The organism is Variovorax sp. 10L421, from assembly GCF_056395365.1.
The window spans coordinates 418,479-438,679 of sequence record NZ_JBFTJJ010000002.1 but is presented as its reverse complement, the minus strand read 5'-3'; the positions used below and the strand labels follow the sequence as shown (position 1 = coordinate 438,679).

The window sequence follows — 20,201 nt, the reverse complement described above, 5'->3', positions numbered from 1 at the left end:
GCGTCTAGCCGGGCAGCCCCGGCCTCACCGCACCGGGTTGCTTCAGCACTGCGAGATCGCTCTCGTCCTTGAGCCCGACGCCGGTCAGCCCGCGGCGCAGGGATTCGCGCATCAGCCATGCCAGCTTGAACGCGGCGGTTTCATAGGACAGGCCTTCGGGCCGCACATTGGAGATGCAGTTGCGCTCGGCGTCGTGCCGGCCGCGCTTGGGCGAATGCGTGAGGTAGATGCCGAGGCTGTCGGGCGAGCTCAGGCCGGGGCGCTCGCCGATCAGCATGACGGAGAGCGCCGCGCCGAACAGCTCGCCCACCTCGTCGGCCAGCGCCACGCGTGCCTGCGTGGCGATGACCACCGGGGCGAAGCTGGTGTCGGCCGGCAGGTGCGAGCGCAATGCGGCCAGCAGCGGCGCCGCATGGCGGGCGACGGCGAGCGAGGAGAGCCCGTCGCCGATCACGATGCAGACATCGCAGCCGTAGCGGCCGTCGACGAGCAGGCGCGTGGCGTCGTCCTCGTCGAGCTGCCGGCCGAGGTCGGGGCGGCGCAGGTATTCGGTGCGGTCCGCTGCACGGCTGCGTGCGCGCGCCACCTCCCAGTGCTGCGATCGCAAGGCGGCTTCGAGCGCATCGACGTCGAGCGCGGCATGGATGGCATCGCGTGCCATCGCATGTGCCCAGCCGAAGCGCAGCGTCTCGTCGGTCGGCATGCCTGCGCCGGCGCGGCCCAGCGCCAGCCGCGCGGGCGTGGCCGAGCGCCATTGCGCCCAGGGGTTGGGTGTGACCGGTGAATCGCTCATGACGCGAGCGCGGACAGCCCGCTCATGTCGGCCAGCAGCCGGTTGGCAGCAGGCGGCGCCAGTTGCCCGGCCGCGTTGGTGATCTGCATGCGCTGCAGCCAGGCCTCGAATTCGGGCGCGCGCTTTAGGCCCAGCGTTTCGCGCAGGAAGAGCGCGTCGTGGAAGGAGGTGCTCTGGTAGTTGAGCATCACGTCGTCCGCGCCCGGGATGCCCATGATGAAGTTGATGCCCGCCGTGCCCAGCAGCACGAGCAGCGTGTCCATGTCGTCCTGGTCGGCCTCGGCGTGGTTGGTGTAGCAGATGTCGCAGCCGATGGGCAGGCCCAGCAGCTTGCCGCAGAAGTGGTCCTCGAGCCCGGCGCGGATGATCTGCTTGCCGTCGTACAGGTACTCCGGCCCGATGAAGCCGACTACCGTGTTGATGAGGAAGGGCTTGTAGCGCCGCGCCAGCGCATAGGCGCGCGCCTCGCAAGTCTGCTGGTCGACACCGAAGTTGGCATTGGCCGAGAGCGCGCTGCCCTGGCCGGTCTCGAAGTACATGACGTTGTCGCCGATGGTGCCGCGCTTGAGCGACAGCGCCGCGGCATAGGCCTCGTCGAGCAACTCGGGCGTCACGCCGAACGAGAGGTTGGCCTTCTCGGTGCCCGCGATCGACTGGAACACCAGGTCCACCGGCGCGCCGGCCTCGGCAAGCTTGAGCGTGTTGGTCACGTGCGTGAGCACGCAGCTTTGCGTGGGAATCTCGAAGCGCTGGATCACCTCGTCGAGCATGCGAAGCAACTGGCCCAGCACGGGCATGCTGTCGGAAGCGGGGTTGAGGCCGATCACCGCATCGCCCGCGCCGTAGAGCAGCCCGTCGAGCGTGGAGGCCGCCACGCCGCGCAGGTCGTCGGTCGGGTGGTTGGGCTGCAGCCGCACAGCCAAGTGGCCGGGCAGCCCGATGGTGTCGCGAAAGCGTGTGACCACGCTGCATTTCTTCGCGACCGATACCAGGTCCTGGTTGCGCATGAGCTTGGACACGGCCGCGACCATCTCGGGCGTGAGGCCCGGTGCCAGCGCGGTGAGCGTGGCGGTGGTGGCCGCTTCGGACAGCAGCCAGTTGCGGAAGTCGCCGACCGTGAGATGCGCGACCGGCGCGAACGCCTGCGCGTCGTGGCCGTCGATGATGAGGCGCGTGATGTTGTCGCTCTCGTATGGAATCAATGCTTCGGTCAGGAACTGCCTGAGCGGCGTCTCGGCCAGCACGTGGCGCGCGGCCATGCGTTGCTGCGCGGTGGCCGCGCCGATGCCCGCGAGGTAGTCGCCCGAACGCGCCGGGCTCGCGAAGGCCATGACCTGCCGCAAGTCGTCGAAGGCGAAGACATGGCTGTCGATGGTGGTGCGGTACAGCATCTGTCAGGCGGCAGTCTTCGAGGAAGACAGCATCTCGTCGGGCGCGGCCGCCTTGCGCTGCGCCGAGGTCAGCAGGAAGTAGCCGTACGCCGCTGCCATCAGCACGATGAACAGCAGCGTGAGCATGCCGTTGAACCACACCATTGCGCCCAGGCACACGACGCCGAGCCCAAGCGCAATGGCCGGGAACACGGGGTAGAAGGGCGCGCGGTAGGTGCGCAGCAGGTTGGGCTCGGTGCGGCGCAGCTTGAACAGCGCTGCCATCGAGATCAGGTACATCACGATGGCGCCGAGCACGGCCATGGTCACGATGTTGGCGGTGAGCGTCTGGCCGCCGAACTGCACCCACTCGTCGCTGAAGATCGCGACCACGCCGATCACGCCGCCGGCCAGCAGCGCGCGGTGCGGCGTGTCGAAGCGCGGGCTCAGCCCGGCGAAGTAGCGCGGCAGGTACCCCGCGCGCGCCAGCGCGAAGATCTGGCGCGAGTAGCCCATGATGATTCCGTGGAACGAGGCGATCAGCCCGAACAGCCCGATCCACACCAGCATGTGCAGCCAGCCGCTGTTGTCGCCCACCACCGCCTTCATGGCCTGTGGCAGCGGATCGTTGATGTTGGCGAGCTTGCGCCAGTCGCCCACGCCGCCCGCGAAGATCATCACGCCGAAGGCCAGCACCACCAGCGTGACGATGCCCGTGGTGTACGCGATGGGAATGGTGCGGTGCGGATCGCGCGCCTCCTCGGCCGCCATGGCCGCGCCCTCGATGGCGAGGAAGAACCAGATCGCGAACGGAATGGAGGCGAAGATGCCCGAGATGGCCGCGCCGTTGAGCACGCTGCCGCCGGCCCAGCCGTTGGCCACGAAGTTGGCCATGGTCCAGCCCGGCGTGACCACGCCCATGAAGACCAGCAGCTCGACGATGGCCAGGATGGTGACGAACAGCTCGAAGGCCGCCGCGATGCCCACGCCGATCCAGTTGAGTCCGATGAAGATCACGTACGCGCCCAGCGCGAACCACTTCGGGTTGATGCCCGGAAACTGCACGTTGAGATACGCACCGATGGCCAGCGCGATGGCCGGCGGCGCGAAGACGAATTCGATCAGCGTGGCAAAGCCCGCGACGAAGCCACCGTTGGGACCGAAGGCACGCCGCGCATAGGCGAAGGGCCCGCCCGCATGCGGGATGGCAGTCGACAGTTCGGTGAAGCTGAAGATGAAGGTGGTGTACATCGTCGCGACCAGCACCGTGGCAACGAGAAAGCCGAGTGTGCCGGCCGTGTTCCAGCCGTAGCTCCAACCAAAGTACTCACCCGAGATGACGAGGCCCACCGCGATGCCCCAGAGCTGGACGGGACCGAGCACTTTCTTGAGATGACCGGTGCCTGAATGGTCGGGCGTCGTGCCCGTGCTGGCGGCTGCGGTGGAGTTCATGCGGCTTCCTCTCTTCGTGGATGTTGACAGTGCACATTCCGCAAAGCAAGGGCTGTTCCAACACGCGCATCGGTCCCGAATATCCCCTTACAGGCCTGGCCGGCCGCTGGCCATAATCGACGACTTTCAACCTCCGAGGTCTTTCGTGAAGTCTCTTCTCTGCGCCGCACTCGTGTCCGTTCTCGCCGCTCCCGCCGCCTTTGCGCAATCCGCGCCGGTGACCACGCCCAGCGGCCTGGTCTACCAGTCGCTCAAGGAAGGCACCGGTGCCTCGCCTGCCGCGACCGACACGGTCAAGGTGCACTACCGCGGCACCTTCCCCGATACCGGCAAGGAATTCGACAGCTCCTACAAGCGCGGTGAGCCCACCGAGTTTCCGCTCAACGGCGTGATCCCGTGCTGGACCGAAGGCGTGCAGAAGATGAAGCCGGGTGGCAAGGCCAAGCTGACCTGCCCGCCGTCGATTGCCTATGGTTCGCGCGGCGCGGGCGGCGTGATTCCGCCGAACGCCACGCTCAATTTCGAAGTGGAACTGGTGTCGGTTACCAAGCGCTGATTTCAGGCTGCAGCCCCGCCCGCAGTCAGACTCCCGGCTGGTACTGATACAGCCAGGTTTCCGTAAGCGTCTTGTCCCCCGTCTTCAGGTAGAGCCGCATGTCGACCGGCTCGTTGCCTTCGGGCGTGAAGTCGAACTGCGCGCGCCAGTGGCCCGGCACGCCGTTGGGCACGGCCTCGGCGAAGATGTACGAGAACTTGCCGCGCGCCGCCGTCAGCACCACCTCGGGCTTCACGCCGAAGGGCACGGTAGTCAACGGTTGGCCGACGAACTCGACCATGAACTTGCGCACGCCCTGCGGTCGCGGCTGGCCCGGCTGTCCGCCGCGGCCGATGCGCGTGGCCACGCAGCGCGCGAGCGGCGACGGAAACGGCTCCTGGTCAGTCCAGTGCAGCCGGTACTGCAGGCTGTAGCTCGCACCCGCCTTGGCATCGGCCTTCGGCACCCAGAAGGCGACGACGTTGTCGTGGATCTCGTCGTCGGTCGGAATCTCGATGAGCTGCACCGAGCCTTCGCCCCAGTCGCCCAGCGGCTCGATCCACAGGCTCGGGCGCTTCTCGTAGCCCACGCCGTCCTGGTAGTGGTCGAACGCGCGGTCGCGCTGCAGCAGGCCGAAGCCACGCGGCTTGGTGTCCGCGAACGCGGATGCGCGCGTCTGCGTCGGGTTGTTGAGCGGGCGCCAGATGCGCTCGCCCGCGCCGTTCCAGATCGCGAGGCCGTCGGAGTCGTGCACCTCGGGGCGCCAGTCGATGGCCGTGGGCTTGATGGTTTCCGAGTACCAGTACATGGACGTGAGCGGCACCAGGCCAAGGCGCGACACGTCGCGGCGCAGGAACATGCGCGCGTCGATGTCCATGATCACGGCCTTGGTGCGCTGCATGACGAACTTGAACACGCCCGTCACGCTCGGTCCTTCGAGCAGCGCGTAGACCGTCATCGAGGTGGTGTTGTTCGCGGCCGGCGTCTCGAAGTAGAAGCGCGTGAAGCTCGGGAATTCCTCGGGCTTGTCGGGCACCGCCACGTCGAGCGCAATGCCGCGCGCCGACAGCCCGTACTGGTAGAGCTCGCCGATGGCGCGGAAGTACGAGGCGCCGAGGAACGCGACCCAGTCGTTCTTCTGCCAGTCGAGCTTGGCCTGGTCGCCCAGCCGGCTCTCCTGCAGGCGAAAGCCCGCGAAGCCCGCGCCCGGCGGCAGCGCGCGCGCGGGGCTGTCGGGCGGCATTGAGAAGTAGGTGGGGCTGTAGAGCACCTCGCGGGCGAACGCATCGCCGTCGGTGTTCTCGAGCACGTGCATGCGCACCGGCGTCTGGAAGAAGCGGCCGAGGTGGAAGAAGGTGACCGGGAACGCGCCGGGCCCGTCGCGGAACAGGGCGTTGGCGACGTCGAACTTGATCTTGCCGTGCGCGTCGTAGTCGATGCGATCGAGCACCTCGGGCGCCAGCGGCGCTGCGGCCGCATAGGGCCTTGCGGCGAGCGACTTCGCTTGTGCGACCAGCGCGTCGAAGGAGAAGGGAGTGGGCTGGCTCAGTTGCAGTCCGTTGGCGGCCAGTGCCTCTTCGGGCAGTCCGAGGGCGGCGAGTGCGGCAGCGGCTCCGCCGGCGGCAAGGAAGGATCGGCGATCAAGCATGTGTTTCTTGAGGGTTGCGAATCTTTGGGGGAAAGAAGGGAAAGCGGCGGAAACGACAGCGCATTTTCCGCGAATGGGAACACCGGCGAGCTTGGCCCGGCGAGGGATCGAACCGCGTCAGCCATCCAGCGCAAGCCGGGCCGGACAAAGCCGGCAATTCACGAAATTGTGCGTTTATGTATCGGCCTCGTTCTCCGCCTTCAACGCGTAGAGCGCATACAGCGGTACGCCCAGGAACAGCATCACCATCGGCGCGAACAGCGTGTAGGGCAGGCCGGCGCCTTCCAGCACGCCGTAGGTGGCGGCCAGCCGCAGGCGCGGATGGGGTTGCGTCAGCTCGGCCGGCCGATGGATGCCCCAGTGGAACTCCGCGCCGGTCGCGCGCACCGAAGGGTGCTGCTTCGCGTGGCCCACCGCGAGCCAGCACAGGGCGTCGAAGACCAGCATCGAGCCCGCAGGCGCGCGTTCGCCGAAGGTGGCGAGCACCGCCTGCACCTGCTCGGGCTTCAGGTACATCAGCACGCCTTCGGTGAACAGGAACACCGGCCGCGCATTGCGCCTGCGCGGCAGGCCCAGTTGCTCCCACCAGCCGGGCGCGGTCAGGTCGAGTTCGCGCAGGTCGTGGCGTTCGTTGGCTTCGGGGATCAGCTCGCGGCGCAGTTCGAGCACTTCGGGCAGGTCGGCGTCGGTCATGCGGGACTTGCCGTCGTCCAGCCACTGGAAGTAATGGCTCAGGCCGCAGCCCATGTTCACCACGCGTGCTCCGGGGTGCTCCTTGAGGAAGTCCTGGGCCAGGCTGCGGAAGCGCCGCGTGCGCCAGAGGATGCCGTAGATGGTCGCCCGGTCTTCCGGCAGCGCGCTGCCGTCGTCGCGGATCTGCTCCAGGATGCCGGCGGCGTAGGCGTCCCGCACGGCCATCTGCGGAAAGATGGCGTCGCCCGAGGCCCGCGCAGCGAGGGGAATCCGCAAGGTGGAAGGGACGGCCGAGAGGCGCTGTGCCTTTTTTCTGGTGGTCATGAATGCGAGGGCGAGGCCATGCGCAAAGTCTGGCCGCTGCGGCATGGCGGGGCAAGTCAGTCTTTGGTTGTGCGGGCGGCCTCCACCGGCCGCCCTGTCAGTGCCCGGAAGGCTTGCCGCGCTGGCGTGCGAGATGGCGGTAGATGGTGCTGCGGTGAACGCCGAGGCGGCGCGCGGCCTTCGCCACGTCGTGCTCGCAGGCCTTCAACGCCTCGTCGATGGCGTGGCGTGTGATGGCCTGCAGCGGCTCGGCATGCGCAGGGGCGCACTCGAGCGGGTCGTCGGGCAAGACGGTAGGCTGCGCGCCCAGCAGGTGCGCGGGCAATGCGCTCGCCGTCACCGAGTCGCCCGTATCGGCCAGTGCCACGATGGCGCGCAGCGTGCTGCGCAGCTCGCGCACGTTGCCCGGCCAGCGGTAGGCGGCCAGCACTTCGAGTGCGTCGTTTTCCAGCCGCAAGTGCTTGGCCGCGCCGCCCGCTTCAAGAAACAGCCGCGCGATCAGCGCGTGCCGGTCGTCGCGCCGGCTCAAGGGAGGCAGGGTGACGGTGAACCCCGCCACGCGATACATCAGGTCGGCGCGGAAGCGTCCGGCCTCCACCAGCGCCGGCAGGTGGCCGTGCGTGGCGCAGACCAGGTCGAAGTCCACCGCCACCCCCTGGCCGCCGCCCAGCGGCGTGACCACGCGCTCCTCCAGCACGCGCAGCAGGCGCGTCTGCAGGGCCAGCGGGATCTCCGCGATCTCGTCGAGGAACAGCACCCCGCCATGCGCTTCGCGGATGCGGCCCCCCATGCCCTTGCGCTTCGCGCCGGTGAAGGCGCCTTCCTCGTAGCCGAACAGTTCGGACTCGATCAGCGTCTCGGGCAGCGAGGCGCAGTCCACCGCCACGAAGGGGCCCGTGCTGCGGCGGCTCGCGGCGTGCAGCCGGCGCGAGAAAACCTCCTTGCCGCTGCCGGTCTCGCCGTTGACCAGCACGGAGACGCCTTCGTTCAGCACCCGCACGGCCTTGTGCAGCAGAGGCTGCACATCGTCGGTTTCGGGCTCGGCCACCGCGCGCCGCGTGGGCGTGCGCGAACCGCCGGCCGCATGCGAACGCTCCATCACCGTCGCGATCTGCCGGCCGCCCGGCAGCGTCAGCAGGCTGCGCCGGTGTTCCATGCGCGGCCAGTTCGCGCCGAGAAAGGCCTCGGCGTCCAGTTCGAGAAGACCGTCCCACGAGCGCCCGAACAGCTCGAGCGCCACCCGGTTCGCCGCGACGATGCGCCCGCCCTCGATCACCATCAGCCCTTCGCGCGCGGTGCCGATCAGCGCCGGGCGCGCATGGAAGCGCAGTACGTGGCCGTTGGCCTCGGCCAGCATCATGCGGTGCTCGACCTGCTGCGCCGCCATGCGCACCAGGCCGAGCGCATGCGTGTTCACGCGCACCGTCTCGCCCGAGATGTCGAGCGCGCCCGCCAGTTCGCCGCGCCCGGTGAAGATGGGCGCTGCCGCGCATCCGAGCGTTCCGTTCTGCGCGAGGTAGTGCTCAGCGCCCAGCACCATCAGCGCCTCGCGCTCCGCCAGCGCCGTGCCGATGGCGTTGGTGCCCCGGTTGCGCTCCGACCATTCCACGCCGGGCTGCAGCGCGATGCGCTCGGCCTTGGGCAGGAAGTCGGCGCTGCCGACCTCCTCGAGAATCAGGCCGCTGGCATCCGACAGGATCACCACGCAGCCGTTGCCGACCGCATGCTCGGCCAGGCCGTCGAGCTCGGGCTGCGCGCAGTTCAGCAGCCGCATGGCCTGCTCGCGCCGTTCGCGCAGCAGGGCCAGCGCCATCGGCTCGGGGTCCGTGGCCTGGTGGCCGACCGGCCGGCAGCGCTGCCAGGAGCGCGAGATGTGCGGGGCGATCCACGGCGCGGGATCGCAGCCTTGTCCAAAGAACAGTTCGCGGGCCTGCGCCACTTTGATCGACGGCAACTGCGCTGCGCTCATGCGTGTCTCCGAGAGGTTTTCGCCTTGTGCGACATCCTAGTCGCCATGTTCGCGCGGACATGTCGCATATTGCGAATGAAAACCCCCCCTGCGGCATGCGATGCCCAGGAGGAAGTACCCAGGGAATGTACCGATCCGGCCGGGTATGCGGCTTGCGATTGCTCAAGCAGGTCGCCGCATGTCGCGGCGCCGCCAGCAGCAAATGGAGACAAGTCATGGACATGCTCGAACCGGGCAAATTCGGCACCGCGGTGCCGTTCAAGAAGCGTTACGGCAACTACATCGGCGGCGAATGGGTCGCGCCGGCGGACAACCAGTATTTCGAGAACATCACGCCCGTCACCGGCAAGGTCTTCTGCGAAGTGCCGCGCTCTACCGCGGCCGACATTGAACGTGCGCTCGACGCCGCGCACAAGGCCAAGGGCCCCTGGGGCCGCACCTCGACCACCGAGCGCGCCAACATCCTCAACAGGATTGCCGACCGCATGCAGGAGAACCTGCCCATCCTGGCGGCAGCGGAGACCTGGGACAACGGCAAGCCCATCCGCGAAACCACCGCGGCCGACCTGCCGCTGGCCATCGACCACTTCCGCTACTTCGCCTCGTGTGTGCGCTCGCAGGAAGGCGGCATCAGCGAGATCGACTACGAAACCTTCGCCTACCACTTCCATGAGCCCATCGGCGTGGTCGGCCAGATCATTCCGTGGAACTTCCCGATCCTGATGGCCGTGTGGAAGCTGGCGCCCGCGCTGGCGGCCGGCAACTGCGTGGTGCTGAAGCCGGCCGAGCAGACGCCGGTGTCGATCCTCGTGCTGCTGGAGGTCATCGGCGACCTGCTGCCGCCGGGCGTGCTGAACGTGGTCAATGGCTTTGGCGTGGAGGCGGGCAAGCCGCTGGCGTCGAGCAACCGCATCGGCAAGATCGCCTTCACCGGCGAGACCACCACCGGCCGGCTGATCTCGCAGTACGCGAGCCAGAACCTGATTCCGGTCACGCTGGAGCTGGGCGGCAAGTCGCCCAACATCTTCTTCGCCGACGTGATGGACAAGGACGACGCCTTCTTCGACAAGGCGCTCGAGGGCTTCGCAATGTTCGCGCTGAACCAGGGCGAGGTCTGCACCTGCCCGTCGCGCGCGCTCATCCAGGAGTCGATCTACGACCGCTTCATGGAGCGTGCGCTGAAGCGAGTGGCAGCCATCAAGCAGGGCAGCCCGCTCGACATGGCCACCATGATCGGCGCGCAGGCCTCCGGCGAGCAGCTAGAGAAGATCCTGTCGTACCTCGACATCGGCAGGCAGGAGGGGGCGAAGGTGCTGATCGGCGGCGAGCGCCAGCGGTTCGAGGGCGACCTGGCCGACGGCTACTACGTGAAGCCGACCGTGTTCCGGGGCCACAACAAGATGCGCATCTTCCAGGAGGAGATCTTCGGCCCGGTGGTGTCGGTCACCACTTTCAAAGACGAGGAAGAGGCGCTTTCCATCGCCAACGACACGCTCTACGGCCTGGGCGCCGGCGTGTGGAGCCGCGACATGAACCGTGCCTTCCGCATGGGCCGCGGCATCCAGGCCGGCCGCGTGTGGACCAACTGCTACCACCACTACCCGGCGCACGCGGCCTTCGGCGGCTACAAGCAATCGGGCATCGGCCGAGAGAACCACAAGATGATGCTCGACCACTACCAGCAGACCAAGAACCTGCTGGTGAGCTACAGCGAGAACAAGCTGGGCTTCTTCTGATGAGCACCACCGGCGACGTCCTGCGTGTCACCGCGACTGATGCCGCGCTCGCGCTGATCGACAGGCTCGCCAAAAAGCACGGCCCGCTGATGTTCCATCAGTCGGGCGGCTGCTGCGACGGCAGCGCGCCCATGTGCTATGCCCAGGGCGAGTTCATCGTGGGCGACTACGACCGGCTGCTGGGGCACATCGGCGGCATGCCGTTCTACATCAGCGGGCCGCAGTTCGAGTATTGGCAGCACACGCAACTCATCATCGACGTGGTGCCGGGGCGCGGCGGCATGTTCTCGCTGGAAGGCCCCGAGGGCGTGCGCTTCCTGACGCGCTCGCGGCTTTTCACCGACGCGGAATGGGCCGTGCTGGAAGCCGAGGAGGCGAAGTAGGGCTGCTGCAAAAGGCCTCGGCCGAGGCGAGGCTGCCGGGCTACGAGGTCGAATCGTGGTTCGCGGTGCTCGCGCCAGCGAAGACGTCGCCCGAGGTTGTCAACAGGCTCAGCGCGGAACTCCGGAAGATCGTGGAGAGCGAAGCCTTCCGCAAGAAGGTGGACGAACAGGGCGCCTTCGCGACCTACATGGACCTGCCGACGCTCGCGAAATTCGTCGACCAGGAGCTGGCGGCGTAGTCGAAGGTGATCAAGTCGGCGGACATCAAGCCCGACTGATTCGAAATACGGGCACGACCGGCTACAGCTTGACGTTGATGATCGACAGGATGATCGCAGAGAGCGTCATCGCGACGGGCAGCTTCCGCACGGCGAGCGCATGAGCGCGGGCGACGGAGGCTTGCGTCTGCAGCAGAAGGCTGCGTTCGGAATGGATGGGTGTGGACATTTCGGACTCCTGTTTGGTTGTGGGCTCGTCGCCCTTGATGACCTCCACGATAGGCTTCGCAGGGCGCAGCGGCGCGGGCGTTTCGACGACACGGCGTTTCTGTTTTCGCAACGATGAGGCGGCAACTGGCCGGAACTTCGGGCGGCTCTTTTGGATCGGCGAGGCTTGCGTGCGGCGTGAGAATCCGGCGCCGGCGCCGGCGACCAATGACCGAACTAGAAAGCAGGCAGAAATCATGAACATTGCGGTGCGCGATGAACTGCGCGGCCATGGTGTGGGCACTGCGCTGTTGTGCAGAAGCAGGACGGCATCGTGTTGCGCGACATGCTCCGCATGCGCATCGAGCTCGCTGACTAGCCCGCGATCAGCTTCTGCACCAGTTCCGCGGTGGTCGCGGCCGCGTACTTGCGCATCAGCCGGGCCCGGTGCAGTTCCACCGTGCGGTGGCTGATGCCCAGCGCCTTGCCGATCTCCTTCGAGGTCAGCCCGCGCATCACCTGCGCCGCCACCTCGCGCTCGCGCGGCGTGAGTTCGGCCTTGACGGCGCGGCGCGAGCCCAGGTCCTCGAAGGTCCAGATGCCGGCCTCGTGCGGCGCGGCGCGGTTCATGGCGTGGCCGGTGACGTGGCACCAGAAGGTCTCGCCTGCGATGGCGCCGTGCAGTCCGCCCAGGCGCTTCATCATGCGGTTGTCGGCGTAGTGCCCGCTGGCATTCAGAAAGGGCTCCATGCGCTTGCCGATGCGCTCGAACTCGACCACGCTGGGGTACAGGATGCTGAACGAATGCCCGACCAATGCGGAGGGCGTTGCGCCAAAAATCTCGCACACGCGAACGTTGCAGGCCACGATGGTGCGGTTGCTCGACACCACCATGCCGACGGGCGCGTGTTCAAAGGCCAGCCGGTAATCGATCTCGGGCATCGGGGGTCACCATTACGAAATACTACGTATGCGAGTAGGTAGTATCGTTCAGGGCTTTCCCACCTCTCTCCATTCACCCATCAAGGAGCCCGAGTGAACAAGATTTATCCCACCGCGGACGCGGCACTCAAGGGGGTCGTCGCCGACGGGCAGATGCTCGCGGTCGGCGGCTTCGGCCTGTGCGGCATTCCCGAAGCGCTGATCGACGCGCTGAAGGACTCCGGCGTGCAGAACCTCACCGTCGTGTCGAACAACGCGGGCGTCGACGGCTTCGGCCTCGGCAAGCTGCTGGAGACGCGCCAGATCAAGAAAATGATTGCGTCCTACGTCGGCGAGAACAAGGAGTTCGAGCGCCAGTACCTCGCGGGCGAACTGGCCCTCGAATTCACGCCCCAGGGCACGCTGGCCGAGAAGCTGCGCGCCGGCGGCGCGGGCATCCCGGCCTTCTTCACCAAGACCGGCGTGGGCACGCAGGTGGCCGAGGGCAAGGAGCTGCGCGAGTTCGACGGCGAAACCTACGTGATGGAACGCTCGCTGGTGCCCGACGTGGCGCTGGTGAAGGCCCACGTGGCCGACAAGTCGGGCAACCTGCGCTTTCGCCTCACGGCGCGCAACTTCAACCCGGCCGCCGCCATGGCCGGCAAGATCTGCATCGTCGAGGTCGAGAAGATCGTCGAGGTGGGCGAACTGGCCCCCGACGACATCCACCTGCCGGGCATCTACGTGCACCGCATCGTGCTCAACGCCAAGCCCGAGAAGCGCATCGAGAAGCGCACCGTGAGCGCCTCGGTCGATGCCGTCGCCGCCAAGGTCGAGGCTCAGACCGCCATCGCCCAGGCCGCTGCCGGCAGTGAAGTGCCAGCCAAGGTCGTCAACAAGAAAGAAGGAGCCTGAGATGCCCTGGACCCAAGACCAGATGGCGGCCCGCGCCGCGCAAGAACTCGAAGACGGCTTCTACGTCAACCTCGGCATCGGCATTCCGACGCTGGTGGCCAACCACACCGGCACCAAGGAAGTGTGGCTGCAGAGCGAGAACGGCATGCTCGGCATCGGCCCGTTCCCGACCGAGGACAACGTCGACGCGGACCTCATCAACGCCGGCAAGCAGACCGTCACCACGCTGCCCGGCTCGGCCATCTTCGGCAGCCATGACAGCTTCGCGATGATCCGCGGCGGCAAGATCAACCTGTCGATCCTCGGTGCGATGCAGGTGAGCGTGAAGGGCGACCTCGCCAACTGGATGATCCCCGGCAAGATGGTCAAGGGCATGGGCGGCGCGATGGACCTCGTGGCCGGCGTGAAGCGCGTGATCGTGCTGATGGAGCATGTGGCCAAGAAGAAGGACGGCACCGAGGACCTGAAGATCCTCGAACAGTGCACGCTTCCGCTGACCGGTGTGGCCGTGGTCGACCGCATCATCACCGACCTGGCCGTGATGGACGTGGTGCCCGAAGGCCTGAAGGTCGTCGAGCTGGCGCCGGGCGTGAGCTTCGATACGCTGCAGGCCAAGACGGGTGCGAAGCTGATCCAGTAACAAGGCTGCGAACGCAACGACGACAAAGGGCAGGGCCGCGCAAGCGGGCCCTGCCTTTTTTCCTGGAGAGACGGAATGAATGCAAGCGAAGTTCTGGGCGACATCTGGCAGCAGGCGGGCCTGCCCGCCGAAGCCTTGGTGTTCGCGCGATTGACGGGCGCCGACCCTGTGCTGCCGTCGTCCTTCGCGGTCGGCGCAGCGGCGCAGAGCACCATCGCGGCGGCCGCGCTCGCGGCCTGCGAACTGGGGCACCGGCGCGGCACGGCGCGGCAGCAGGTCGGCGTCGACATGCAGCATGCGGCACTCGACTGCACCGGCTGGTTCAGCCTCGACGGCCGCGTGCCCGACCCGTGGGACGCCTTCTCGGGGCTGTACCGCTGCGCGGACGGCTGGGTGCGCGTGCATGCGAACTTCGCGCACCACCGAGACGGTGCATTGCGCTTGATGAAGCTGGACCCGGCCACCGCCACCCGCGCCGACGCCGAGGCTGCGATGGCCGGCTGGCGCGCGCTCGATTTCGAAGAGGCGGCCTCGGCACTGGGATTGGTGGCGACCGCGCTGCGGCGCTTCGACGAGTGGGATGCGACGCCGCAAGGGCAGGCTATCGCGGCCCAACCGCTCTTCACGCTTGAGCGCATCGGCGATGCGCCACCGCTCGCACTGCCGCCGCTGCGCGAAGACCAGCGTCCGCTGAGCGGCCTGCGTGTGCTCGACCTCACGCGCATCCTCGCGGGACCGGTCGGCGGCCGCGCGCTCGCGGCCTATGGCGCCGACGTGATGCTGGTCAATTCGCCGCAACTTCCGAACATCGAAGCCATCGCCGACACCAGCCGCGGCAAGCTCTCGGCGCACGTGGACCTGCGCACCGACGAAGGTCGCGCCGTGCTGCACGGCCTCGTCGCCGACGCACACGTCTTCGTGCAGGGCTACCGTCCCGGCGGCATCAAGGCGCTGGGCTTCGGCCCCGAGGCGCTGGCGCGCGAGCGGCCGGGCATCGTCTGCGTCTCGCTCACGGCCTACGGCACGCAGGGGCCGTGGGCTGACCGGCGCGGCTTCGATTCGCTGGTGCAGACTGCCATGGGCTTCAACCATGCCGAGGGCGAGGCTGCAGGCGACGGCAAGCCGCGCCCGCTGCCCATGCAGATCCTCGACGAGGCCACCGGCTACCTGATCGCCTTCGGCGCCGCTGCGGCGCTCTGGCGCCAGCAGCGGGAAGGCGGCAGCTGGCATGTGCAGGTGTCGCTGGCACAGACGGGGCAGTGGCTGCGCGGGCTGGGGCGCGTGCCGAATGGGCTGTCGATCGCGAGGCCCGATATCAAGCCGTACGTCGAGACCTCGGCTTCCGGCTTTGGTGAGCTCGCGGCGTTGCGCCACAGTGCGCAGCTGCCGCGAACGCCTGCGGCATGGCCGCGGCCGTCGATGCCGCCGGGCAGCGATGCGCCGGTGTGGCCGGCCGTCACGACCGGGTAGGCGCTGCGCATCGCTGGGCGAGGGGCGCGCGTCTACTCCCCGGCCTGCGCTGGGGCGGGGATCGGCAGCCCCTCGAAGCCCTTGAATTCCTGGAGCGAGAAGCTCGTGCGCACCTGCCGCACGCCGGGCAGCCGATGCAGCCGGGTCTGCAGCAGCGTGGAGTAGTGGTCCAGGTCGCGTGCCACGACCACCAGCATGAAATCCTCGGGCCCGGAGATGCCGTGGAACATCACTACCTCGGGAATGGCCTGGACTGCCTCCTCGAACTCGGTGGAGCGGGCGTCGTTCTGGTGGTCGATGCCGATCATCACGAACGCCATGACCCCATACCCCAGCGCGCGACGGCTGAGCCGGGCCTGGTAGCCGGCGATCAGCCCGCTTTCTTCCATGCGTTTGATGCGGCGCCAGCAGGGCGATTGCGACAGCTGCGTCATCTGTGCGAGCTCGCCCGTGGTGAGCCGTGCGTTGTCTTGCAGCGCCTTCAACAGCTTTCGGTCGGTCAAATCGAGGTCGGTTTGCATAATTATTTCTTCAAATTGAAAAATTCGAATAAACATACCTCAAATTGATATATGTAGGGTTCAACACTACGTTATTTGTGGATTTGATGCATAGCATTGCGTGAAATTCAGAAGCAAGACCGGTCCCGGTTGCGCTTTTCCTGCCCCCTCCAGAAGCTCCAGCCCCCACGACCATGTCCATGTCACCGCCCCCCCTGTTCGCCCACGTTCCGTCCTATGCCGGCGACCCCATCCTGTCCTTGATGGAAGACTTCCAGAAAGATCCGCGGACGAACAAGGTCAGCCTCAGCATCGGCATCTACTTCGACGGCGCGGGCCGGCTGCCCGTCATGGAAGCCGTGCGCAAGGCCGAGACCGCATTGCTCGACGGCATCGGCCCGCGTCCGTACCTGCCGATCGAAGGCGTGGCGGACTACCGCCAGGCCGTGCAGCGCTTGCTCTTCGGTGCCGGGCACGAGGCCGTGGCCAGCGGCCGCATCGCCACGCTGCAGACCCTCGGCGGCTCGGGCGGGCTCAAGGTGGGCGCCGATTTCCTGCGCCGCTACTTCCCCGAGTCCCAGGTCTGGGTCAGCGACCCCACCTGGGAGAACCACCGCGCGCTGTTCGAAGGCGCGGGCCTGGCCGTCAACACCTACCCCTACTACGACCCGGCCACCGGAGGCCTGTGCTTCGACGAAATGCTGGCCAGGCTCGCGACCCTGCCGCGCCACGGCATCGTGCTGCTGCACGCGAGCTGTCACAACCCGACCGGCGTCGACCTCTCGCCGGCCCAGTGGCAGGCGCTGATTCCGGTGCTGCGCGACCGCGGCCTGATCCCGTTCGTCGACATCGCCTACCAGGGCTTCGGCGACGGGTTGGACGAAGACGCCTTCGCGCTGCGCGCGCTCGCCGACGCGGGTCTGCAATTCTTCGTGGCCAATTCCTTCTCCAAGAACTTCTCGCTGTACGGCGAACGCTGCGGCGGCCTCAGCGTGGTGTGCGCCGACAGCGCCACGGCGCAGACGGTGCTCGGACAGCTGAAAGCCACGGTGCGCGCCAACTACTCGACGCCGCCCACCCATGGGGCGCGCATCGTCGCCACGGTGCTGCGCAGCGCCGAGCTGTTCGCGCTGTGGACGCAGGAAACCGCGCAGATGCGCCAGCGCATCCGCGCCATGCGCGAGCGCCTGCACGCCGCGCTGGACGAAAGATTCCAGGGCCGGCGCAACTTCGACTACCTGCTCACGCAGCGCGGCATGTTCAGCTACACGGGCTTGAACGAAGCGCAGGTGACCCGCCTGCGCGACGAGCACGCGGTGTACCTGGTCCGCTCGGGCCGGATGTGCATCTCGGGCCTGACCGACGGCAACGTCGATCACGTGGCGGCGTCCATGGCCGCCGTGCTGGGCCGATGACACAGCCGGCGAGGAATACCATGAAAGAGATCATCGACGTCGGCCTGCCCGCGCTGAGCCAGCCGTTTTCCTGGGCCGTGAAATCGGCCGGCCTGCTGTTCACCGCGCACGGCCCCGTGCGCTCCGACGGCAGCATCGACACCGGCGCCGTCGACGATCAGGCTCGCCTGACCTTCGCCAACCTGCGCCGCGCGCTCCATGCTGCCGGCGGCACGCTGCACGACGTGACCCAGGTGCTGATCTACATGACCGACGTGCAGGACATGAAGGCCATCGACGCGGTCTATCGCGAGTTCTTCGAGGCGCCTTACCCCAACCGGTCGAGCATGGGCGTCAACGGCCTCGTGGTGCCCGGCATGAAGCTCGAGATCGTGGCCTACGCCGTGATCCCCGAGCCTCCTGCATCCGCATGACTTTCCAAAATACGAGGAGATGACGATGTCCAGCAGCTTTCAGGAAATATCGAACAGGGAAAAGGGCCTGCAGAAGGAGCTTTCCGCAGGCCAGATGGCGATGATCGCGATCGGCGGAGCCATCGGCACCGGCCTGTTCCTCGGCAGCGGCTTCGCCATCGGCCTGGCCGGCCCCAGCGTGCTTGTGAGCTACGCGATCGGCGGCCTCATCGCGCTGCTGCTGATGGGCTGCCTCGCCGAGATGACCGTGGCGCATCCCACCTCGGGCTCGTTCGGCGCCTACGCCGAGCACTACATCGGCCCGTGGGCCGGCTTCATCGTGCGCTACGTCTACTGGTCCTGCGTGGTGCTGGCAGTGGGCACCGAGGTCACGGCCATCGGCGTGTACATGGCGTACTGGTTTCCCGGCTCGCCGCAGTGGCTCTGGGTGGTGCTGTTCTCGGCACTGCTGATCATGGTCAACGCCATGAGTGTGAAGGCCTTCGGCTTCGTCGAGTACTGGTTCTCGATGGTCAAGATCGTGGCCATCGTGCTGTTCATCCTGATCGGCGCCTACGTGGTGTTCGGCTCGCGCCCCGCCGGCATCGGCCTGGACAACTACGCCGTGCAGGGAGGCTTCTTTCCCAAGGGCGTGTGGGGCACCTGGGTGGCGGTCGTGGTCGCCATCTTCAGCTACATGAGCGTCGAGACCATCGCCGTCGCCGCCGGCGAGGCCAAGGACCCGGAGCGCGCGGTGACCGGTGCCTTCCGCGCCACCATGCTGCGCCTGGCGGTGTTCTACCTCGCATCGATCGCGTTGATGCTGGCCATCGTGCCGTGGAACGCCACCAACGCCGACAAGAGCCCGTTCGTGAAGGTGATGGAAATCATCGGCATTCCCGGCGCCGCCGCGGTGATCAACTTCGTGGTGCTGATTGCCGCACTGTCGGCCATGAACAGCCTGCTCTACATCGCCACGCGCATGATGTTCAGCCTGTCGCGCGCCGGTCATGCGCCCAAGCGCTTCGGCCGCATCCGCGGCAACGGCGTGCCGGTCGACGCGCTGGCGATCTCCTGTGCCGGCATTGCCATCGCCACCGCGCTGAGCGTCGTCGCGCCCGAGCAGTCGTTCGCGCTGATGATGGCCATCGCCATGTTCGGCGGCCTGTTCACCTGGTTCATGATCTTCGCGACCCACTGGTTCTTTCGCCGCCGCTGGGTGAAGGAAGGGCGCCCCGGCCCAGGCTTCCGCATGTGGGGCTTTCCGTGGCTCACGCTGCTGGGCGCGGGGCTGGTGCTGGCGATCCTGGTCACCACATACTTCACGCCGATGTTCAGGTTGACGCTGCTGGTGGGCCTTCCGTTCCTGGCCGTCCTGGTGGTGGTGTACCTGGCCTGGTACCGCCCGCTTTCCGGCGGTGCGGCGCTGCCGGCCCGGGCACGCCGCTAGGCGTCCAGCGCGGCGCGCACCTTCTCGCCCAGTCCGCGCAGCCGTTCGACCGGCTCGTTGGAAAACACGAAGCGCAGGTACTGCGCGCCATGCGTCTCGCCCCAGCCCTTCATCGCGGTGGCGCACACGCGATGCTTCAGCAGGCGCTCCGACAGCGTCTGCCCGTCGATGCCGAAGTCGCTCGCACGCAGCAGCAATGACCAGCCGCCCGCGGGCACGCCGACCGGCAGTCCCTTGAGTTCATCGAGCACCGTGTCGCGCCGCCGCTCCAGTTCGCCCACATACGGCGCGAGCGTGTGCGCCGATTGCGCCAGCGCCGTGGCCACCGCGTCCTGCGCAATCCCCACGGGCACCACCACGTTCGCGAGCGACACGGCCACGAGGTCCGGCATGTAGCTCTCGGGTGCCACGGTCCAGCCCACGCGCCAGCCGATCATGCGCAGCTCCTTGGCCGATGAACCCACCGTGATCGTGCGTTCGGCCATGCCGGGCAGGCCCGCGGGGTGGATGACCTCGCGGCCGTCGTACAGCAGGCGTTCCATGGCGGTGTCGAGGATCAGCGTCAGGTCGTGCCGCACGCACAGCGCGGCGATGGTGCGCCAGTCGTCTGCGTCGAAGTACCCGCCCGTCGGCATCGACGGCGACATCAGCAGCATCACGCGCACGCGGGGGCCGATGGCCGTTTGCAGCGCGGCGCGGTCCAGCTTCCATTCGCCGCCGGGGTTGAATGCAAAGGGCAGGTACTTCGGCGTGCCGCCGGCGAGCCGGATGCGGTTGAGCAGGCCGGCGTAGGTCGGATCGGTGACCAGCACTTCGTCGCCCACCTCGACGGTTGCGAGCAGCGCGTTGAGGATGCCCGAGAGCCCGCCGGCCGAGATCACGCAGTTGCGTGCGTCGTAGGCAACGCCCGAGAGCGCGGCCACATGCCGCGCCGCGATCTCGCGCAATCGGGACTGGCCGACGAACGGGAGGTAGCTGTTGTCGGCGTCTTCCGAGGCGGCGCGCACGGTGCGCGCGATGGCATCGGGGTCGGGCGGGATGTCGACGTCGAGGTTTTCCAGCCGCAGGAACCGCGGGCCGTCCGCGTCGTCGGCGATCGCGCCCATGCGGTCGACGCCGATGCCTGCGATGTGTTCCAGGCGGGCGGGGCGGTGGCGTGGCATGGGGCGA

20 protein-coding genes are annotated in these 20,201 nt (G+C 67.6%); 10 read left to right on the top strand and 10 right to left on the bottom strand.

The features are described from left to right. Positions 1–4: 4 nt before the first annotated feature. Genes eutC through eat form a run of 3 tightly spaced genes read right to left on the bottom strand, consistent with a single transcriptional unit; the run spans position 5 to position 3,615 of the window. Positions 5–793, bottom strand: a complete 789-nt coding sequence (gene eutC, locus AC1DFC_RS06030) for an ethanolamine ammonia-lyase subunit EutC (RefSeq protein WP_478178818.1) — start codon at positions 791–793, stop codon at positions 5–7. Next, positions 790–2,184: an ethanolamine ammonia-lyase subunit EutB gene (locus AC1DFC_RS06025; protein ID WP_478178817.1), complete on the bottom strand. Its 1,395-nt coding sequence runs from the start codon at positions 2,182–2,184 to the stop codon at positions 790–792. The genes eutC and AC1DFC_RS06025 overlap by 4 nt, the downstream gene beginning before the upstream one ends. 3 nt (positions 2,185–2,187) lie before the next feature. Continuing rightward, positions 2,188–3,615 carry an ethanolamine permease gene (gene eat, locus AC1DFC_RS06020; protein ID WP_007834492.1) on the bottom strand — a complete coding sequence of 476 codons (1,428 nt, stop codon included), beginning with the start codon at positions 3,613–3,615 and terminating at the stop codon, positions 2,188–2,190. A gap of 145 nt (positions 3,616–3,760) precedes the next feature. Between eat and AC1DFC_RS06015 the strand changes: the two genes are divergently transcribed. Continuing rightward, entirely contained in the window at positions 3,761–4,171 is a 411-nt protein-coding gene (locus tag AC1DFC_RS06015; RefSeq protein WP_007834494.1) for an FKBP-type peptidyl-prolyl cis-trans isomerase, read from the top strand. 25 nt (positions 4,172–4,196) lie between these two features. On the opposite strand, the gene AC1DFC_RS06010 is transcribed toward AC1DFC_RS06015, so the two are convergent. The 3 genes from AC1DFC_RS06010 to AC1DFC_RS06000 all read right to left on the bottom strand — a co-directional run bounded on the left by AC1DFC_RS06010 (position 4,197) and on the right by AC1DFC_RS06000 (position 8,784). Continuing rightward, positions 4,197–5,798, bottom strand: a complete 1,602-nt coding sequence (locus tag AC1DFC_RS06010; protein ID WP_478178816.1) for an OpgD/OpgG family glucan biosynthesis protein — start codon at positions 5,796–5,798, stop codon at positions 4,197–4,199. A 174-nt stretch (positions 5,799–5,972) separates the two neighbouring features. Further along, positions 5,973–6,815 carry a class I SAM-dependent methyltransferase gene (locus tag AC1DFC_RS06005; protein WP_478178815.1) on the bottom strand — a complete coding sequence of 281 codons (843 nt, stop codon included), beginning with the start codon at positions 6,813–6,815 and terminating at the stop codon, positions 5,973–5,975. A 97-nt stretch (positions 6,816–6,912) separates the two neighbouring features. Continuing rightward, the gene (locus tag AC1DFC_RS06000; protein WP_478178814.1) at positions 6,913–8,784 is read right to left on the bottom strand and encodes a sigma-54-dependent Fis family transcriptional regulator; all 1,872 of its coding nucleotides are present in this window, start codon (positions 8,782–8,784) and stop codon (positions 6,913–6,915) included. A 215-nt stretch (positions 8,785–8,999) separates the two neighbouring features. On the opposite strand from AC1DFC_RS06000, the gene adh reads away from it, so the two are divergent. From adh to AC1DFC_RS05985, 3 genes are read left to right on the top strand one after another with little or no spacing between them, the layout of a single operon-like run. Next, entirely contained in the window at positions 9,000–10,520 is a 1,521-nt protein-coding gene (adh, locus tag AC1DFC_RS05995; protein WP_007834504.1) for an aldehyde dehydrogenase, read from the top strand. Next, the gene (locus tag AC1DFC_RS05990) at positions 10,520–10,903 is read left to right on the top strand and encodes a DUF779 domain-containing protein (protein ID WP_478178813.1); all 384 of its coding nucleotides are present in this window, start codon (positions 10,520–10,522) and stop codon (positions 10,901–10,903) included. Before adh ends, AC1DFC_RS05990 begins: the two co-directional genes overlap by 1 nt. Next, the gene (locus tag AC1DFC_RS05985) at positions 10,870–11,142 is read left to right on the top strand and encodes a tripartite tricarboxylate transporter substrate-binding protein (protein WP_478178812.1); all 273 of its coding nucleotides are present in this window, start codon (positions 10,870–10,872) and stop codon (positions 11,140–11,142) included. Before AC1DFC_RS05990 ends, AC1DFC_RS05985 begins: the two co-directional genes overlap by 34 nt. 61 nt (positions 11,143–11,203) lie before the next feature. Here AC1DFC_RS05985 and AC1DFC_RS05980 read toward each other — a convergent pair whose 3' ends face one another. Together AC1DFC_RS05980 and AC1DFC_RS05975 are read right to left on the bottom strand one after the other, a co-directional pair. Beyond that, positions 11,204–11,593, bottom strand: coding sequence for a hypothetical protein (locus AC1DFC_RS05980; RefSeq protein WP_478178811.1), 390 nt, complete (start codon positions 11,591–11,593; stop codon positions 11,204–11,206). Positions 11,594–11,703: 110 nt separating this feature from the next. Then, positions 11,704–12,270, bottom strand: a complete 567-nt coding sequence (locus AC1DFC_RS05975; protein ID WP_007834514.1) for a LuxR C-terminal-related transcriptional regulator — start codon at positions 12,268–12,270, stop codon at positions 11,704–11,706. Positions 12,271–12,363: 93 nt separating this feature from the next. Between AC1DFC_RS05975 and AC1DFC_RS05970 the strand changes: the two genes are divergently transcribed. The 3 genes from AC1DFC_RS05970 to AC1DFC_RS05960 all read left to right on the top strand — a co-directional run bounded on the left by AC1DFC_RS05970 (position 12,364) and on the right by AC1DFC_RS05960 (position 15,274). Continuing rightward, complete coding sequence (locus AC1DFC_RS05970) at positions 12,364–13,164, top strand: CoA transferase subunit A (RefSeq protein WP_007834516.1); 801 nt, start codon at positions 12,364–12,366, stop codon at positions 13,162–13,164. A gap of 1 nt (position 13,165) precedes the next feature. After that, entirely contained in the window at positions 13,166–13,804 is a 639-nt protein-coding gene (locus AC1DFC_RS05965) for a 3-oxoacid CoA-transferase subunit B (protein ID WP_007834518.1), read from the top strand. Between the two features lie 75 nt (positions 13,805–13,879). Continuing rightward, positions 13,880–15,274 (top strand): CoA transferase, encoded by a 1,395-nt coding sequence (locus AC1DFC_RS05960; RefSeq protein WP_007834519.1) that lies wholly within the window; start codon positions 13,880–13,882, stop codon positions 15,272–15,274. A 32-nt stretch (positions 15,275–15,306) separates the two neighbouring features. Here the strand turns inward: AC1DFC_RS05960 and AC1DFC_RS05955 are convergent, their stop codons facing one another. Further along, positions 15,307–15,795 carry an Lrp/AsnC family transcriptional regulator gene (locus AC1DFC_RS05955; RefSeq protein ID WP_007834520.1) on the bottom strand — a complete coding sequence of 163 codons (489 nt, stop codon included), beginning with the start codon at positions 15,793–15,795 and terminating at the stop codon, positions 15,307–15,309. 194 nt (positions 15,796–15,989) lie between these two features. Between AC1DFC_RS05955 and AC1DFC_RS05950 the strand changes: the two genes are divergently transcribed. Genes AC1DFC_RS05950 through AC1DFC_RS05940 form a run of 3 tightly spaced genes read left to right on the top strand, consistent with a single transcriptional unit; the run spans position 15,990 to position 19,031 of the window. Further along, positions 15,990–17,189: an amino acid aminotransferase gene (locus AC1DFC_RS05950; protein WP_193386559.1), complete on the top strand. Its 1,200-nt coding sequence runs from the start codon at positions 15,990–15,992 to the stop codon at positions 17,187–17,189. Positions 17,190–17,209: 20 nt separating this feature from the next. Further along, positions 17,210–17,602, top strand: coding sequence for a RidA family protein (locus tag AC1DFC_RS05945; RefSeq protein ID WP_007834522.1), 393 nt, complete (start codon positions 17,210–17,212; stop codon positions 17,600–17,602). A 25-nt stretch (positions 17,603–17,627) separates the two neighbouring features. After that, a complete protein-coding gene (locus AC1DFC_RS05940; protein ID WP_007834523.1) occupies positions 17,628–19,031 on the top strand; it encodes an amino acid permease in 1,404 nt (467 codons plus the stop codon). Here AC1DFC_RS05940 and AC1DFC_RS05935 read toward each other — a convergent pair. Further along, complete coding sequence (locus tag AC1DFC_RS05935; RefSeq protein WP_478178810.1) at positions 19,028–20,194, bottom strand: pyridoxal phosphate-dependent aminotransferase; 1,167 nt, start codon at positions 20,192–20,194, stop codon at positions 19,028–19,030. The genes AC1DFC_RS05940 and AC1DFC_RS05935 overlap by 4 nt on opposite strands. Positions 20,195–20,201: the final 7 nt, after the last annotated feature.